The sequence below is a fragment of the Angustibacter sp. McL0619 genome, from assembly GCF_049994355.1.
Classification (GTDB): domain Bacteria; phylum Actinomycetota; class Actinomycetes; order Actinomycetales; family Angustibacteraceae; genus Angustibacter.
Map to the genome: position 1 here is coordinate 645,109 of NZ_CP188257.1, position 15,656 is coordinate 660,764.

Consider the following 15,656-nt stretch of genomic DNA (forward strand, 5'->3'; position numbering starts at 1 on the left):
AGCTTTCTCCCGACTAAACTCCCCAAGTCCCGCCGGCATGGCGCAACTGGTAGCGCACCCGACTTGTAATCGGAAGGTTGCGGGTTCAAGTCCCGCTGCCGGCTCTGTGTTGAGTTGATCATCTCGTGCTCAGCTACCCCTGCTGAAGCCATCGGTCCTCCTCTTTCGCTCTTTCGTCGATTGCTGAAATCTCACGGGGATCTCACGATCGCTTCTCGCCCAATCGTTCGTCAGCGCGTCCGACGCGGCGGCGAGGGCCGACGGCTGGGAGTGCGCATATGTACGGAGCGTGAAGGCAGCGTCGGCGTGACCGGCCCAGGCTGCGACCACCGGTAGCGGAACGCCTTGAAGGGTCATCAACGTCAGCGCGGTGTGGCGTAGGTCGTGCAGCCGGATGCGGTCCACGCCGGCGAGTGCGCGGATGCGGTGGAATTCCTAGGAGTAGGCGTCGGGATGGAGCGGCCGTCCCAGCTCATCAACGACGACATGTCCGGAGGGCTTCAGCCCAGGCACCTTCCTTGCCTCCTCGGCCTGCAGCTCACGAAGGTCGATGAGTGCAGAGGCCGCAGGCTCGCTCAGAGGCAGCTCGCGCTTGCCCTTGTGGGTTTTGGGGGTGCTGGTACCTCGCCACGCCGCAGTCCCATAATCGACAGCAGCCGTGCCGCGTACAGGCGTTGGTCGCGCGCGACTTTGAGAAACGTCGCGACCTGCTCCCTGAAGCGCCCCAGGTTTGATGCCGCATCTTTCTGAGTTGCCAGATCGCCGCGGGGACCTACAGGTCCTGGAAGGACACCAACTGGCCGGTCGCGACCCGCACCCTGTCCGACGCGCAGGTCCTCGATGCCGTCCGCGACCTGGCCTGGGCCGTCGACGATCAGGGGCGGCGCACGCTCACCCCGGAGGGGCCCTGGAAGCCCTAACGGAACCTACTAAACACACTAAGTTGATCTCCCCTTGGTATGTTTAGACGATTCTTTGGGAGGTTCAGTGCTGTCGTTCTCGTCCGTAGATCGGATCCTCGAGTCGGTCCCGAGCAGGCTCGTCATGCGCCTGAGCAGGATCGACACCGGCCGCGGCCGAGAAGAGCTGTTCCGCAACCAGCTTCCTGCGCTGTTGACCGAGCTCGCCGTGCGCGCTCGGGTGGCGTCCATCACTGCGTCCAGCGCGCTCGAAGGTGTCGTGGTTCCCGACCAGGCTCGCGCTGCGCAGATCATCGACGGCAAGGTCGCCACCTTGCGCAACCGCAGCGAGCAAGAGTTCGCCGGCTACCGAGTCGCTCTGGACTACCTCTTCAGCGAGGACTGGCGCCCACTCAACGTCGGCCTGCTCCTGCACTTGCACCGCAAGCTCTTCGAGTACACCGAGCTCTCTGGCGGGACTTTCAAGGTCAGCGACAATCTCGTTGTCGACCGCTCCCCGGACGGAACCCATGAAGTTCGGTTCGTCCCCGTCCCCGCCTCCAGGACGGAGTTCTACGTCACGGAACTGATCACCCGGTACGACGCCGAGCTCAACAAGGGCGAGCATCACCGGATCCTGCTCATCGGCCTGTTCATCCTGGACCTACTCACAATCCACCCGTTTGACGACGGGAACGGCCGGGTTGTGCGCGCTCTAACCAACGCACTCCTCGCTGATGCCGGCTACGGCGTCGGCAAGTACGTCTCGCTGGAGCAGCTCCTTGCCACCACCGCGGACGACTACTACGCCGCTCTGCTCGCCTCCACGCACGGCTGGCACGAGCAGCAGCACGACCCGTGGCCCTGGTTGAGCTACTTCGTCACCACGCTGTCCTCGGCGTACGAGACGTTCGAGCTGCGAGCAGCGTCCGACCGGTCCACTGGAACCAAGCAGGACCGCGTTCGTGAGTACGTCCTTCACCACGCCCCGATGCTGTTCAAGATCGCGGACGTTCGCATCGCGCTGCCAGGCATCAGTGACCCGACCATCCGCCTGGAGCTGACCGCGATGAGGGACGACGGACTGATCTCTCCTGAAGGCACAGGCCGAAGCGCGATGTGGCGTCGGCACCCGCAGTCGCGGTGAGCGAGCGAGAAGGAACCTCCCTCTGATCAGCTGTACAGTCGGGCCGCTAACTGGGTGTGTCCCATTTTCGGCGCACGCCCCAATCGGCCGCAACCAGGCGCGCCACGTCCGCTCACTGCCTGCGGGTTCAGGCGGTCAACGCAGCGCCTGCGCCAGTGCTTGTGATGGTGTCTTGAGCTGCAGGGTCTGTCGAGGGCGTCCGTTGAGCTGGTCGGCGATGGTGTCGAGGTCGGCCGGCGCCGCGTGAACACCCCCTGGAGGCCTCGGTCGGCGCGGGTCGTGCAGGTCAGGACCCCCAACACTGGCGCGGTCGAACCTTCTGATTGACCCCGCCGATCGAGCTCTGCGAACCCCATCATGCCGCCAGCACGCGCGGCGAAGGGATGACCGGCAGCCCCCGCTCGGGCCTGCCCACCAGCCGAGGACACCGGCCTTGACGAGCGCCCCCCGGCAGGAGCCGCACCTCGTAGCGATCTCCACCGCCCAATGCTCCGACGACCCAGGCGTCGACCTCAAGGCCCTACGGCCGCTACGCGGTCGGGCAAGCCCGAGCCCTGACCCCGACGTCCGAGTCGACGTGCCTCAGCTACCTGGAGACCATCAAACCAAGCACCGAGGCGGCGCTTCACCCTGCTTGCCCGCGTGGTCGCCCGACCAGCACGAGACTAATCAATGCATTGGCCGCGTCATCGCCACGACGCAGGGTGGGTAGGACAAGCGGGATCTCGGTTGACACCTCGGGCATGGCGATAGGCCCGGGCGAACCCTCCCAACGAACGGGCCCACGGGGACGCTCGCGTGGCCAACGCCTTGCCTGTCCGTGAGCCATTTGCGCCTCCCGGCCGTCCATCCCATGAACGCCCGCAGCCCCGTCCTCGACGGGGGACATGGGCCCGTTGAAGACCAGATGCCCCTGTGCCACCAGTGGTTCGGCTTCCTTGAGGCGAGCCCGGTCGGCGCGGTGACGCAGCCGTGCCGCTTGCAAGCGGGGCGCGCGAACGAAAGGTACATCGTGATTGGACACATCCGGCGCCGACACCTGCTGACCAGCTTGACCGCTCTCGCGGCCGGCGCCGCCGTGGCAGGCGGGTTCACCCTCCCCGACGGCGGTTCCGCCCAGGCCACCGTTCCGCGCTATGAGGTGACGACCGACCCGATCGCCGACCTGCACGCGGTCGACCCCCGCTGGTACGTCGCCCGCCACAGCCTGATGACCGCGGCGGCGGAGTACCGGGCATTGCTGGCCGAGAAGGCCCGGATCAGGGCCGCACGGATCAGGGCCGCCCGGATCAGGGCAGCCCGGATCAGGGCAGCCCGGATCAGGGCAGCCCGACTCCAGGCAGCCCGACTCCAGGCAGCCAAGGAACGCGCCGAGGCCCGCAGGAGGGCCGCCCGCACAGCCGAACACCGTCGACAGCTGAGGATGGACCCCCGCTCCGCGGCCCGCGCCCTGCTCGGCGACTCCGGGTTCGCCTCGGGCCAGTTCGGCTGCTTGGACTCGCTGTGGCAGAAGGAGAGCGGCTGGAAGCTGCACGCCGACAACCCGACGTCCAGCGCCTACGGCATTCCCCAGTCGCTACCTGGCAGCAAGATGGGCTCGATCGCGAGCGACTGGCGCGACAACCCGGTCACCCAGATCACGTGGGGGCTGCAGTACATCAAGAGCGCCTACGGCACCCCCTGCGCCGCGTGGCGCCACAGCCAGTCATTCGGCTGGTACTGATGGATCGGCGGGCACGTCCGATGAGTCTCACGCGCCGCTGGTGGCCCGCCGTTGCGTCCGGAAGGCCGCCGCCACGCCGGCGATGGCCGCCACGCTGAACGCGCAGAGCACGGCGCCGACCTGGGATAGGCCGGCGAGGGGGCCGAGTACGGCGACGCCGAGCGCGGATCCGGCCTGTCGCCCGGCGTTGAGTGCGCCTTGCGCCACGCCAGCGATCTCGCCGCGTGCCTGCATGGCGACGTGGGCCGTGGCCGCCGGGATGACCGTCGTGCTCGCGAGCACCAGAGCGATCTCGGCACCGATGATCCAACCCAGTGCCCCCCCGGTGCTGGTCGCGCCGAACAGCAGCGCACCGGCCACGACGTCCAACGCCAAGCCCACGAGAATGACCCGCGGCGCGCCGTATCTCGCGACTAGGCGACCTGCGAACACCGGCAGGATGCACATGGGAAGCGTCATCGGCACGAAGGAGAGGCCGGTCTGGAGCGGGGTCAGCTCGAGCTCGCGCTGGAGCCAAAGGGTCAGGGTGTAGAGCACGCCGTAGAAGACCAAGGTCGCGACGGCGGCGGCGGCGATGCTCGCGGTGATGTCACGCCGCGCGACGAGAGCCGCGGGAAGGACCGGGTGACTCACCCGGCGCTCGACCGCCACCAGGATCGCAGCGGCCACCGCCGCCACCGTCAGAGCGATCCATGCAACGGGCTGCGACCAGCCATGGGTACCACCCTGAATGAGGCCGAAGGTGAGGGCGGTGAGCATGACGATGGACAGCCCGATGCCCGGGATGTCGAGCGGCCGCACCGCGGATGCCGTCACTGCCGAGGCTCGCCGGGACAGCAGCAATGCCACGAGGGCGATCGGTGGATTCACGAGGAACACCAGGCGCCACCCGCTCGCGGTCACCAGCAGTCCACCCAGCACTGGGCCGAAGAGCAAGCCGCTGCTGGTCACGGCGGCCCACGTGCCGATCGCACGGGCACGCGCGGCCGGGTCGGGGAACATGCTGGCGAGCAGCGCGATCGATGCCGGCACCATGAACGCGGCCGCCGCCCCGAGCAGCACCCTGGCCGCGATCAACAGCTCGACGGTAGGGACAGCGGCGCACCCAAGGGACAGCAGACCGAACGCGAGCAGCGCGCGCCGGTAGACGCGCTTGGCGCCGAACCGGTCCGACAGTGCGCCAGCGGCCAGCAACAGACCGGAGAAGGTGATGGTGTAGGCGACAACCGTCCAGGGCAGGGCAGTAGCGCTCGCCTGCAGGTCGCGCTGCACATCGGGCAGCGCGACGTTGAGGATCGACGTATCGAGCAAGACGAGGAAGTTGCCGATTGCCAGTCCTGCGAAGACCAGGCGCGAGGGCCCAGCGGAAGCGGGCCGCTCGGACGTGATCGGGATGGTGGCGCTGTGCTGACCAGGAAGCGTCATCTCAGGCACCGATCCCGTCGGGCAGAACACCGGTGCGCGCCCAGGCGGTCAGTGGATCCGCGGCCTGCGCACCGACGTACTCGATACGGGTCCCGTACCGGTCGGGCCTGGTGATGATGGCGAACGGGGTGCTGCCCTGTTCCATCCGGAACACCGCCTCGACCCCCGGCGCTCCCGGCTCAGTGAGTCGCTCGAGCCGGGCGTCCATGTCGTCCTCCCAGTAGCCGTGGTAGAAGATTTGGCCGCACTTGTCGGCCGAGATGATGCCGTCGCCCGCGGCCTGGATCAGCTCCAGGAACGGCGCCTCGGTCATGGACAGCACCGCAGTCAGCTCGAAGGGGTGCGGATCCGGATCCTCCAACCTGGGGATGTCGAACGTCCCCGGCTCGGTGAACCGCACCCCGAGGGAGTCGCTGTAGTACTTGACCGCCTCCTCCAGGTCGTCGACGACGATGCCAGTGTGGAAGTACGGCGCGGACCTGGCCTGGTTGAACGCATCGACGAACTGCACGACTGCTGGCGGCTCGTCAAGGTGTTCCAGCAGTAGCGGGATGAACGTCGCCAGGTACGGCGCACGTTGGTGCGTCTCGAGCGCCGCTCGGTCCCGATAGCTCTCGATGACGAGCCGCCGACGCGGGTTCTGCGGCTCGACCACGTAGTCGAACCGGACGCAACCCGGCTCCTGCTGCATGATGTCGGTGGTGAGGTCCGCCATGAGGGCGTCGACTGCCTGTTCGTGGCCGGCCTTGACCAACTGCTCGGCCGTAATGGTGATCACGAGTACTCCTCTGCGAACGAATGGTGTGAGCGTTCGGTGCTCGGCACTAGCTGGACGCCCGGGCGGTGACCGGTACCGCGAACGAGGCCCGATCGCCGGCCCAGGAGCCGGGCGGGGCTTCTCGGTCCATCTCGGCCAGGCGCGCGGGGTCGAGCAGCAGCTCGGACGCGGACGCGTTCTCGCGCGCCCGTTCGGCACGTCGCGTGCCGGGGATGGGGACGACGTCAGCACCCTGGGCCAGTAGCCAGGCGAGGGACAGCTGAGCTGTCGAGACCCCCCACTGCCCGGCCAGGCTCGTGAGCGCTTCGACTTGGGCCAGGTTGGCGGGCACGTGGTCGACGCCGAATCGTGGGTCGTTCGCCCGAAACGGACTGGCAGTCATGGTCCCGACATCGAGGCCGCCTCCTAGCAGGCCCCGGCCGAGCGGACTGTAGGGCACCAGGCCCATGCCCAGCGCTCGCGCGATCGGGATGACGTCGTCCTCCGGCTGCCGCCACATCAGCGACCACTCGGTCTGGACGGCCGCGAGGCGGTGCACCGTATGCGCCTTCAGCAACTGCTCGACGCTGACCTCGCTGACGCCCAGCCACCGCACCTTTCCTGCCTGGACGAGCTCGGCCATGGCTCCGATGCTCTCCTCGATCGGCACGCCAGGATCGACCCGGTGCAGGTAGTACAGGTCGAGGTAGTCCACGCCCAGCCGTCGCAAGGAGTCCTCGCAGTAGCCGGCCACCCGATCCGGGTGCGCGTCGAGGTAGACGCCGGTGTCACCGCGGACGATCCCGAACTTGCTGGCCACCTGGACCGTGGTGCGGTCCACACCGCTGGATCGCAGAGCCGCGCCCAGCAGGCGTTCGTTGTGGCCCGCTCCGTAGCTCATCGCCGTGTCGAACAGCGTGACGCCGGCGTCGAGGGCGGCGTGAACGGTGGCAGTCGACTCGGTGTCGTCGACCGGGCCATACCCCTGGGACAGCCCCATGCAGCCGAACCCGATCGCCGAGGTGACCAGAGGGCCGAGGTGACGGGGAGGCGCCTTCGCGGCAGGCGTGGTCAGCGGTCGAGACGTCATATGGCTAGCCTTCCGGTCGGGCATTGATAGGTCAAAGACAGGTTCCTGATGTCATTAAGAACGAGATACGATGAATCCGTGGAGCTGCGTCAGCTGGTGTATCTGGAAGCCGTGGTCCGGTGTGGGGGCTTCACCCGGGCTGGGGAAGAACTGCACATCGCCCAGCCGGCCATCTCGGCACAAGTGCGTCGGCTCGAGAAGGAGCTGGGTGTCGAGCTGCTGCGCCGGACGACGAGGTCCGTGGTCCTCACTGTGGCCGGTCGCCAGTTCCTGCAGCACGTCACGGCCGCTCTGGGGTTGCTCGATCGCGCCCGCGCCGAGGCTGAGGGCCATCGGACGATGGCCCTGGGACACGTCCGTGTGGGCACCACGCCCATCACGGGCGACCTTGACCTCGTGGCCGCGCTCGCCGGGTTTCGGGAGCGCTACCCCGGGGTCAGGCTGTCGTTGCGAACCGGCTTGGCAGACCCCTTGCTGGATGAGATGCGGCGAGGATCTCTCGACGTCGTCGTCGCTCCCTCGCACAGCACGGACGATCCGTACCTGCGCGTCGTCCCCGTGGCCCGCGAGCAGCTCGTTCTGGTGACACCCCTGGCCGATGACCGAATCGTCGAGACGATGGCTGACGTCGTCGACGACGTCTTCGTCTGCCTGCCCCAGAACAGCGGACTGCGCCGCCTTTTGGGCGCGGCCTTTGCTCCCCTGGGCGCTACCCCGCGCGTGGAGTTCGAGACGTCCACGCCAGCCAGTATCCGCGAGCTGGTTGCTGCGGGCTTCGGCTCAGCCCTGCTCGCGGCGTCCGTCGTAGCGCAGCCCGGCCCAGCCGTGCGCGTACACCACCTTCCCGATCTGCCTGAGCACCCACGGATCTGCGTCTACTCGGTCGAGCACGGCGGCCCGCCAGCCGCCCGGCGCTTCGTCGACGAACTCGTCAACGGGTCGACCAGCCGAGGGTGAGCCTGTTCACAGGCCACGGTTCTCGAAGCGGGGGCCGTAGTAGACCGGTGCGCTCAGATCGGTGAGGGCGCCCAGCTCCATTGCCTCCTGCGGGTAGAGCTCGGTGATGCGGCCGACGACGTCCCCTGGCACCTGTTGACGGACGATCTCGAAGCACGAGATCACCCGCAGCTCGTTCATCTCGAGCACCGCGCGACCGAGTGCCGGCCATCCTTCTTCCGGCGGACCGTTCCACGCGTCGTCCAGGGCGGCCAGCATTCGGGTGTATGCCTCGTCGAACTGTCGCAGCCGGGGTTCCACCTCACCGCGGCGCGGGTCGACCGCCAGCAGAGCGCGATAGCCGTCACGGGGCACTGCCAACGTGTTGATCACACGTGGCCAGGACAGGGATGGGCCGCGGAACCAGCGACGCTGTCCTTCCGAGCGCCTACCCGGCCCCGCGGCCTCGTGAGCCGCGGGACCGGTGTACCCGCGCCCGTACCGCAGTTCGGCGAACCGGGCGTAGTGCGACAGCTCCTCATCCGACGGCGGTCCGGCCGATCGGGTCGAACCACCGGCGCCCTCGCCCTGGTCGATGACCAGGTCGATGCTGGCGAGGATCTGCTCGACCGGGTCACCGGTCGGACGGACGACGCGGTACCCGAGGTTGCCGCCCACCTGGTTCGCGTGCTGTCGACCCCGGCAGGCCGCGGCCACCGCCGCGGCGTTCTTCTCCACCGCCTCCCGGATCGCCCGGTAGAACGCTCCGATCGAGGCATACCCGACTCGGTCGTCCGCCGGCGGCGGGCTGAGCTCGTCCGGGCCTTCGATCGACATGAAGACCTCGAGCTGGCGCCGTGACAACGGCGCGAGCCGGGCGCGCAGACCCGTGACCAGGCCCGGCAGGCCATGGAGCACCGCGGACGGGTCGAGGGATCGGATCCGTGGCCGACCCCCGACGGCCGCGAGAGCGTTGCACATCGCGGCCATGTGCAGCATCTCCTCCATCAGCACCGAGCGCAGCGTGTTGTACGCCGGGTAGTTCTGTACCTCGAGGGAGTACATGGCTGCGGAATAGAGCGGCATCGTGGCGTGCTCGATCGCGATGGCGCTCTGCAAGGCCCCGCGGATCCAGTGCAGGTCATGCGGTCTCGCCGTCGCTGGGACCGGCAGGCTCTGCTGGTGGCGGCGTGCGTCGCTGGTCGTGGTCATGGCTCACTCCGGCGGAAGCAGCATGGGCTGGAACAGGTCCTGGAAGCTCGACTCGAGCGCCTCGTGCTCGAAGAACTGCGGGCCGATCGGATCGAAGACGGCCTCGCCGATGCCGGCGAGGGTGTCGAACATCATGGAGACGATGGTCCCGACCTCTCGGCCGAAGTAGTACGCGACGATCGCCACGGCACTCGCGTTGACGCCGTAGGAACCGGTCGCCGTCCACACCCTGCGACCGGGGTCTCCAACCCACATGCGGCGGGTCGCGGGCGCGTCGAACCCTTCCTCGCGCAGTCCACGGCCGATTGCGGCGACGCTGGTCACGGTCGCGTCGTCGAGGATGCCGGCCCGGGCGACGACGCCGACGCCCGAGCAGTTGGCGGCCACCACACGGCCGGCTGCGTGGTGCCCTCGGATCAGCTCGAGGACCCGCTCGTCGGTTGCGATCGCGCCCGACCCCACCCCGCCCGGGATGTAGAGCAGGTCGTACAGATGGTCGGGATCCAAGGTGCGGTCGGGAACGACCTGGGTGCCCATCTGCATCGTGACCACGCCCGGTTCGAGGGAGACGAGCTCCACCGTGAGCTCTTCAGGAGCCGCCTCCCGTGGCCACGGGGCGATGTCGCCCCGTAGCACGAGAGTCGCGCCCTTGAAGATCTCCACCGGGGTCAGGCAGTCCTGCTCGCTGACCTTGTCGTAGCCGAGGACCCCGATCGACCGGATGACGTCGGTTGCCTGGCCGTCGGAAGGTGTGCGGTCGACCACGTCACGGCGGCGCGCGCCAGGTCCGGTGCCGTTCAGGTCCGGCCGGCCGGTGTCACCGACGTGACGCTCGACGTAGACGTTCATCCCAGCGCCTCCAGCGTCAGCTCGGCGACGCGAACAGCCGAGGCGGGGTTCTGCCCGGTCACCAGGCGCTGGTCACTGACGGCGAACGAGCTGAAGTTCTCCGCCTGTTCGTGCTTGGCGCCCCGGACCTCGAGCGTGCCCTGCAGCAGGAACGGCACGACATCGGTGAGCCCGACGGCGGCCTCTTCATCGTCGGTGAAGGAGGACACTCGCTTGCCCTCGACCAGCATCGTGCCGTCGGGCAGCCGCAGGTTGACCAGGCCGGCCGGACCGTGGCAGACGGCCGCAACCACGCCACCGCCGTCGTAGATCGCAGCTGCCAGCCCCGCCAGAGCTCTGTCTCCAGGCAGATCCCACATCGCCCCGTGGCCGCCGGCGTAGTAGATGGCGGAGTAGTCCGCGGGATCCAGGTCCGCGGCGATCGGCGTGCTCTCGAGGGACTGCGCCACCCACTCGTCAGCCAGGAACGACCGCGTGATGGTGTCGTCGTCCTTGAGCCCGTCGAGCGGGACCCGGCCGCCGCGGACCGAGACGAAGGCGATGTCGTACCCCGCCTCCTGGAACACCCGGGCCGGGTGCGCGAACTCCGGCGCGTACGCCCCGGTGGTCCGGCCGGTGTCGCCCAGCTCGGCGTGGCTGGTCAGTGCGAACAAGATGGTGCCCTTGCTCATGTCAACTCCCTGTCTGCTTGTCGTGATGGTGGTGAGGGCGTGCGGTGCGTTGTCGTAGTGCTGCGGTCACGCGGCGTCCCTCAGGCGGCTGAGTCCGGACAGAGTCACGGCTTCCACGTTGCGGGCCGAGGCGAGGCCCACGTCCTCGCTGCTGTGGTAGCCCCAGGTTGCCCAGACGGCGCGCACGCCGGGTGCGGCGGACACCGCCAGGACGTTCTCGACGTTGTCGTCGACGAACGTGGACGCCGCGCCACCGGTCAGTGCGGACACCGCAGTGGCCTTGTCCGCGCAGTCGCCGATGACGGCGCGCACCAGATGACGCAGCTGGAGGTGCTGGAGGATGGTCGTGATCGAGTCGGCGTCCTTGTTCGACACGATGGCCACCCACCCGCCGTGCTCGATGAGGTCCTGGACGCCGGGATAGACGGTGTGCAGGGCCAACCACTCGTCGCGGTGGTCACGGCGCCACACCTTGCGCGCCGCCGTCGCCAGCTGCGCCTGTCGTCGCAGTTCGGACGGACCCGCCGTCACCCGCGCGGCCGTGAACTCGTCACGACAGGTCACTGGCGCTTGCACGACGTTCGCGACCATGAAGTCCACAAGCGTCCGCGAGTACGGACGGACGCTCGTGAAGCGGTCGATGAACTCGGGCGTCAGATCGGCTACGGCTTGCGACAACGGCGTCGCCGAGCCCTCTGCCTGACCACCGGCGCGCGTCACGGCAGCGCATTCGATGAGGGCGTCGCAGACCACTCCGTCGAAGTCGAGTATCAGCCGGCCTGGCGAGCTCACGCGACCTCCATCCGCGAGTTCAGCTGAGCGACCGTGTCGAACACGGCACGCATGAACTTGCCCGCGTACGCGTAGTAGGACGACGTGATGATGTGGTGGTCGACCACGACGTCGCCATCCACGACATCGGCACCGGCGTTGACGATGTCGTCACGCAGACCGATGTAGGCGCACGCCTTTCGTCCCTTGAGCACTCCCGCGCTGACCATGATCCACGGGCCGTGGCAGAGGCCGGCGACGACCTTGCCCGCGCTGTCCATGGCGCGGATGAAGTCGAGCACCGAGCGGTCCTGGCGGACCCGGTCAGGTGCCTCGTGTCCGCCGGTCAGGATGACGGCGTCGTAGTCCTCGACATCCAAGTCGGTGTAACCGATGAGTGGTCGGGCCGTCTTGTCCATCGGAAGTGGCACTCCGTACTTGCCCACCGTCGGGGCGGCGTCCTTGGTGGCGATATCGACGTGCCATCCCTCCTCGATGAGCCGGTAGTATGCGTAGACGACGTCGTGGTCCTGGAACCTTGTCCGGTGATGATGACCGCGTTGTACTTCATGCTGATCCCCCCTGGTATGGCTGTGGTTGTCTCAGTCGACGAGTCGAACGCCGAGGTAGTAGCTGTCCAGCTGTGGCGCGCGGTCCGGACTGGCGTACCGGCTGAGCACGTGCACGTTGTCGAAGGCCAGGTTCTCGATGCCGAGCGGAACGAGCAGCTCGGCCAGGCCGAGACCGCGGTAGTACAGGTCCATCCCGGCGATGACGTCGAACTGGTATCGGCCGCACGGTGAGCCACTGCGCATGAACGCGTACGGCAGGTAGGGCAGTCGGCGCATCCGCGTCGGCCCCACCTGCGACCCGGACTCGTACCCGAGCCGCGCGCGGGCGTACCCGTCGCGAAGGCGCAGCAAGTCGTACTTGTTGCGGGGCGCCTCCACCTCGATGAGGTCGAGCCGGTCGGTGGCAGAGGCGTTGCGGGTGCTGTGGAACGAGCCCTTCGCGATCCGCACTACATCCCCGGTCCGAACAGGAAACTCATCTGTCAATGTCGACAGGACACCCTCACCAGCCAGGCAGACCAGGTAGGTCAGCTTCCGCGGATGGTTGTGCATCGAGGTGGTATGCCCGACGTCCACCTGGAGCTGCCATACATCGAGGAAGTCGTCGACGTACGCGCGGTACTCCAAGCCCCAGGGCTTGGGCACGATGTCGTCGAGGTGGACATCGACGCCGGGCTGCTCGTTCCCCGTCCTGGCGCCGGCTCTCAACAGGGAACGCATCGCCTCGACGTCGGCGTGCGAGATATCGACACGGATCTCACGCGACAGGCCCGCGTCCGACCCGTGATGGATCGTCAGATCCACCGCTCGTGCATGCTCTCTGCGGCTCGTCAGGTCCGCTGTCGTGGTACTAGCCATCTGGTCCCCCCAGGTGAATGTCTGCGAGCGACCCCCCGCTCACGACATCCAGGAAAACATACCGTACGGTCGGTTTGTCAAGGAATTCCTATGCCCAGCACTGGACTCCAGCTCAAGTCCTTGGTTGCGTGTGTTGTCGATGCGGTGCCAGACTTGAGCGTCGGGATGAGCCGGGGCGGGGGCTGGGCTCACCGCCTGTGTTGGCTGACCTGACACGACCCGGGGGGGTGCGGCATGTCTGTTGTCGGCGACGCTGTCCGGCTTGCCGGTGGCCCGGCTCAGCAGGCGATTCCGCGGCGTCTGGTGCACCGCAGCAGCATCGCCGAGGTGTTCGTCACCGGGGTCGAGGTGGTGGGCGGAAACGTGCGTGTGGGCGCCCAGTGGCCCCGGGCGAACCGGTTCCACCTCGAGGCGGACGGATTGCGCTATGACCCGCTTCTCGCGGTGGAGACGTTTCGGCAGGCGGTGATCGCCGCGGGCCACGTGGTCGACGCGGTGTGCGCCGAGGACCGGTTCGTGATGGTCAGGACGCGCCTCGCGTTCTCAGCGACGGGGTGGACGGTGGGGGCAGAGCCCGGCTGCGCTGTGCTGGAGCTCGCGCGGTCCGGGGATTCAGGTCGCCGCAGCACCGCAGAGGTTCGGATCAGCTGTGAGGGTGCGGAGGTCGTGATGGGGATGGCCGAGGTAGTGGTGCTGGAGGCGGCGGACTACGCGCGGCTGCGCGGGTCTCGGCCACGTGTGATCACTGCGCCCGTCCCGATGCCGGCATCGCAGGTGGCGGCCGAACGCGTCGGGCGCCACTTCGACCAAGACGTGCTGGTCGACCAGGATCCCCGTCCGAGCGGCGGCTGCGCCCTGCGTGTGGATCCGACGCATCCTGTTCACTTCGACCATCCGCAGGACCACGTGCCCGGCATGCTGCTGATCGACGCGGCACGGCAGGTCGCCCTGTTGATGCAGCCGCAGCATCGGATGAGTGGGCTCGAGGTCCAGTTCACGCGGTTCGTCGAGCTGGGCCAGACCTGTCACATCGTCGCGTCCCTGGTGACCAGTCCTGCTGGCCGTGCCGCGACGGTCGTGCAGTCGGACTTCAATCAGGGCGGGCAGTCGCGGGCTCGGATCCGGGTGCGGGTCGAGCCGTGCTGACGGTCTTGGTGGTGGGGGCCAGTGGGTTCGTCGGATCCGCGGTGGTCCGCGCGGCCGCCGGGCGCCCGGATCTGCGTGTGCGCACGATGTCGCGGACGGTGCTGCCCGGCGACCACGTGTGCGGCGACATCATCGAGGCGAGCGATACGAGGGCTGCCCTGGTCGGGGTCGACCTGGTCGTGCACTGTGCCCACGCGTCACCTGGCGATCCGGCGGCGATGACGACAAGTGAGCTGGGTACCCAGACTCTGTGCAGGGCGGCGGGTCGGCAGGGTGCCCGAGTGGTCCTGGCCAGTACGACTGCGGTCTACGGCAACGGACCGCATCGAAATCTACGCGAGGAGAGGGCACCGGTTCGACCGGTCTCACCGCTCAGTCGAGCGCGCGCTGCAGCCGAGGAGGTGGTGCGGTCCTACCGGGGTCTCGTTGTCCGTGCGCCGCTCACCTTCGGCCACGGCGATCGGTGGTTGATCCCGACGGCGATATCGGTTCAGCGCGCGCTGGGTTGGATCGACGCGGGCAGGTCACGGCACACCGTGATCCACGTGGACGACCTCGCCGGCGGGCTGTTGGCGCTGGCCCGGTCCGGTGGGGCCGGCGCGACCTACCATCTGGGAAATCCGAACCCGGTCTCGGTGCGCACGCTGCTCGAGGCCGTCGCCAGCTCGCTGGACATCGGGCTGAACCCTCGCGATATCAGCCGGGCGCAGGCCGAGCAGGTTCTTGGTCCCCGTCTGGTCAGCCTGCTCGCGGACGAGCACACCTACGACAGCTCAGCCGCCTGGGCGAAGATCCCGACCGGCCCGCGCCACGATCCCACCCGGCCTACCCAGGACGAGGTGGCCTGGTACCAACGCGTTCTGGCGGAACCCGCGGCCCTCGCACGACCCGGCGCGGCGGAGTGAGCCGCAGCGTCTCCAGGTGTTCGGCGGTCAGGACCGAGGGGAGCACCAGACGCCAGAACAGATACAGCCGCTTCTCAAGGTCCTGGCGGTCCGTGAGGGCCTCGGACGTCAGCTGAATCCCGGTGATCGAGGCGGTCAGGCACTCCGCGACGGCCCCCAGACCACGGCCCTGCCGCAAGTGCCCTTGGGCTCTGGCGCTCCGCAGCAGTCGATGGACCGCGTCGGCCCACACCCGGTAGGCCTGCGCCGTACGCCCGTCGAACGTCCCCGTCTGAACGGTGAGCCGGATGCTCGCCCGCAGCATGACGTCCTCGCGCAGTCCGGCAGCGAACGCGTACGAGCCGTCAACGATCACCTGCACCGGACTGCCGGTGCCCTCGCCCACGTCCGCCAACCACGACCCCTGCTCGGCGATGATCGCATCGGCGACCGCCTCCTTGGACGGGAAGTGGAAGTACAGGGCACCCCTCGTGCAACCCGCCGTCGCGACCACGTCGCTGATCGTGGCGGCGTCATACCCCATCTCGTCGAAAACGCGGGCTGCGGCCTCGAGGATGCCCTGCCGGGTCGCCTGAGCGCGAGGATGCTGAGCCACAGAACCTCTTGTCATAAAACGCCCGCCACCAGACGGGAGAACGGGGTGCGATCCTAGCAACCTGCACGGGTCAGGCAGCGGAAGTCGGTTTGCAGACGTC

The 15,656-nt window shown here is 68.2% G+C and carries 16 protein-coding genes and 1 tRNA gene; 6 read left to right on the forward strand and 11 right to left on the reverse strand.

Going from position 1 to position 15,656, the window contains the following annotated elements; all coding sequences use genetic code 11:
- Positions 1–31 precede the first annotated feature (31 nt).
- Positions 32–104: transfer RNA gene (locus tag ACPPVT_RS03060), tRNA-Thr, on the forward strand.
- A gap of 25 nt (positions 105–129) precedes the next feature.
- Here ACPPVT_RS03060 and ACPPVT_RS03065 read toward each other — a convergent pair.
- Positions 130–405 carry a tyrosine-type recombinase/integrase gene (locus ACPPVT_RS03065; protein ID WP_426565346.1) on the reverse strand — a complete coding sequence of 92 codons (276 nt, stop codon included), beginning with the start codon at positions 403–405 and terminating at the stop codon, positions 130–132.
- 639 nt (positions 406–1,044) lie between these two features.
- Here ACPPVT_RS03065 and ACPPVT_RS03070 point away from each other — a divergent pair.
- Together ACPPVT_RS03070 and ACPPVT_RS03075 are read left to right on the forward strand one after the other, a co-directional pair.
- Positions 1,045–2,046 (forward strand): Fic family protein, encoded by a 1,002-nt coding sequence (locus tag ACPPVT_RS03070; protein WP_426565348.1) that lies wholly within the window; start codon positions 1,045–1,047, stop codon positions 2,044–2,046.
- 1,012 nt (positions 2,047–3,058) lie between these two features.
- On the forward strand, positions 3,059–3,769 hold the full coding sequence (locus tag ACPPVT_RS03075; protein ID WP_426565350.1) for a lytic transglycosylase domain-containing protein: 711 nt from the start codon (positions 3,059–3,061) through the stop codon (positions 3,767–3,769).
- A 27-nt stretch (positions 3,770–3,796) separates the two neighbouring features.
- Here the strand turns inward: ACPPVT_RS03075 and ACPPVT_RS03080 are convergent, their stop codons facing one another.
- Genes ACPPVT_RS03080 through ACPPVT_RS03090 form a run of 3 tightly spaced genes read right to left on the reverse strand, consistent with a single transcriptional unit; the run spans position 3,797 to position 7,041 of the window.
- A complete protein-coding gene (locus ACPPVT_RS03080; protein WP_426565352.1) occupies positions 3,797–5,194 on the reverse strand; it encodes an MFS transporter in 1,398 nt (465 codons plus the stop codon).
- A gap of 1 nt (position 5,195) precedes the next feature.
- On the reverse strand, positions 5,196–5,972 hold the full coding sequence (locus ACPPVT_RS03085) for a VOC family protein (RefSeq protein WP_426565354.1): 777 nt from the start codon (positions 5,970–5,972) through the stop codon (positions 5,196–5,198).
- A gap of 46 nt (positions 5,973–6,018) precedes the next feature.
- Positions 6,019–7,041 (reverse strand): aldo/keto reductase, encoded by a 1,023-nt coding sequence (locus tag ACPPVT_RS03090; protein ID WP_426565356.1) that lies wholly within the window; start codon positions 7,039–7,041, stop codon positions 6,019–6,021.
- A 78-nt stretch (positions 7,042–7,119) separates the two neighbouring features.
- Between ACPPVT_RS03090 and ACPPVT_RS03095 the strand changes: the two genes are divergently transcribed.
- Positions 7,120–7,998: a LysR family transcriptional regulator gene (locus ACPPVT_RS03095; protein ID WP_426565358.1), complete on the forward strand. Its 879-nt coding sequence runs from the start codon at positions 7,120–7,122 to the stop codon at positions 7,996–7,998.
- A 6-nt stretch (positions 7,999–8,004) separates the two neighbouring features.
- Here the strand turns inward: ACPPVT_RS03095 and ACPPVT_RS03100 are convergent, their stop codons facing one another.
- From ACPPVT_RS03100 to ACPPVT_RS03125, 6 genes are all read right to left on the reverse strand, one after another.
- Positions 8,005–9,189, reverse strand: a complete 1,185-nt coding sequence (locus ACPPVT_RS03100; RefSeq protein WP_426565360.1) for a ferritin-like domain-containing protein — start codon at positions 9,187–9,189, stop codon at positions 8,005–8,007.
- Positions 9,190–9,192: 3 nt separating this feature from the next.
- Complete coding sequence (locus ACPPVT_RS03105; protein WP_426565362.1) at positions 9,193–10,038, reverse strand: DJ-1/PfpI family protein; 846 nt, start codon at positions 10,036–10,038, stop codon at positions 9,193–9,195.
- Positions 10,035–10,709, reverse strand: coding sequence for a type 1 glutamine amidotransferase domain-containing protein (locus ACPPVT_RS03110; protein WP_426565364.1), 675 nt, complete (start codon positions 10,707–10,709; stop codon positions 10,035–10,037). The genes ACPPVT_RS03105 and ACPPVT_RS03110 overlap by 4 nt, the downstream gene beginning before the upstream one ends.
- A 66-nt stretch (positions 10,710–10,775) precedes the next feature.
- Entirely contained in the window at positions 10,776–11,501 is a 726-nt protein-coding gene (locus ACPPVT_RS03115) for an HAD family hydrolase (protein ID WP_426565366.1), read from the reverse strand.
- Positions 11,498–11,977 (reverse strand): DJ-1/PfpI family protein, encoded by a 480-nt coding sequence (locus ACPPVT_RS03120; RefSeq protein WP_426567039.1) that lies wholly within the window; start codon positions 11,975–11,977, stop codon positions 11,498–11,500. The genes ACPPVT_RS03115 and ACPPVT_RS03120 overlap by 4 nt, the downstream gene beginning before the upstream one ends.
- A gap of 105 nt (positions 11,978–12,082) precedes the next feature.
- Positions 12,083–12,856, reverse strand: coding sequence for a cupin domain-containing protein (locus ACPPVT_RS03125; protein ID WP_426565368.1), 774 nt, complete (start codon positions 12,854–12,856; stop codon positions 12,083–12,085).
- 288 nt (positions 12,857–13,144) lie between these two features.
- Here ACPPVT_RS03125 and ACPPVT_RS03130 point away from each other — a divergent pair, with 288 nt between their 5' ends.
- Both ACPPVT_RS03130 and ACPPVT_RS03135 read left to right on the forward strand, forming a co-directional pair.
- Positions 13,145–14,056 (forward strand): ScbA/BarX family gamma-butyrolactone biosynthesis protein, encoded by a 912-nt coding sequence (locus tag ACPPVT_RS03130; protein WP_426565370.1) that lies wholly within the window; start codon positions 13,145–13,147, stop codon positions 14,054–14,056.
- Positions 14,050–14,961 (forward strand): NAD-dependent epimerase/dehydratase family protein, encoded by a 912-nt coding sequence (locus ACPPVT_RS03135; protein WP_426565373.1) that lies wholly within the window; start codon positions 14,050–14,052, stop codon positions 14,959–14,961. Before ACPPVT_RS03130 ends, ACPPVT_RS03135 begins: the two co-directional genes overlap by 7 nt.
- On the opposite strand, the gene ACPPVT_RS03140 is transcribed toward ACPPVT_RS03135, so the two are convergent.
- The gene (locus ACPPVT_RS03140; RefSeq protein ID WP_426565375.1) at positions 14,882–15,556 is read right to left on the reverse strand and encodes a ScbR family autoregulator-binding transcription factor; all 675 of its coding nucleotides are present in this window, start codon (positions 15,554–15,556) and stop codon (positions 14,882–14,884) included. The two genes, ACPPVT_RS03135 and ACPPVT_RS03140, sit on opposite strands and share 80 nt — an antisense overlap.
- Positions 15,557–15,656 lie beyond the last annotated feature (100 nt).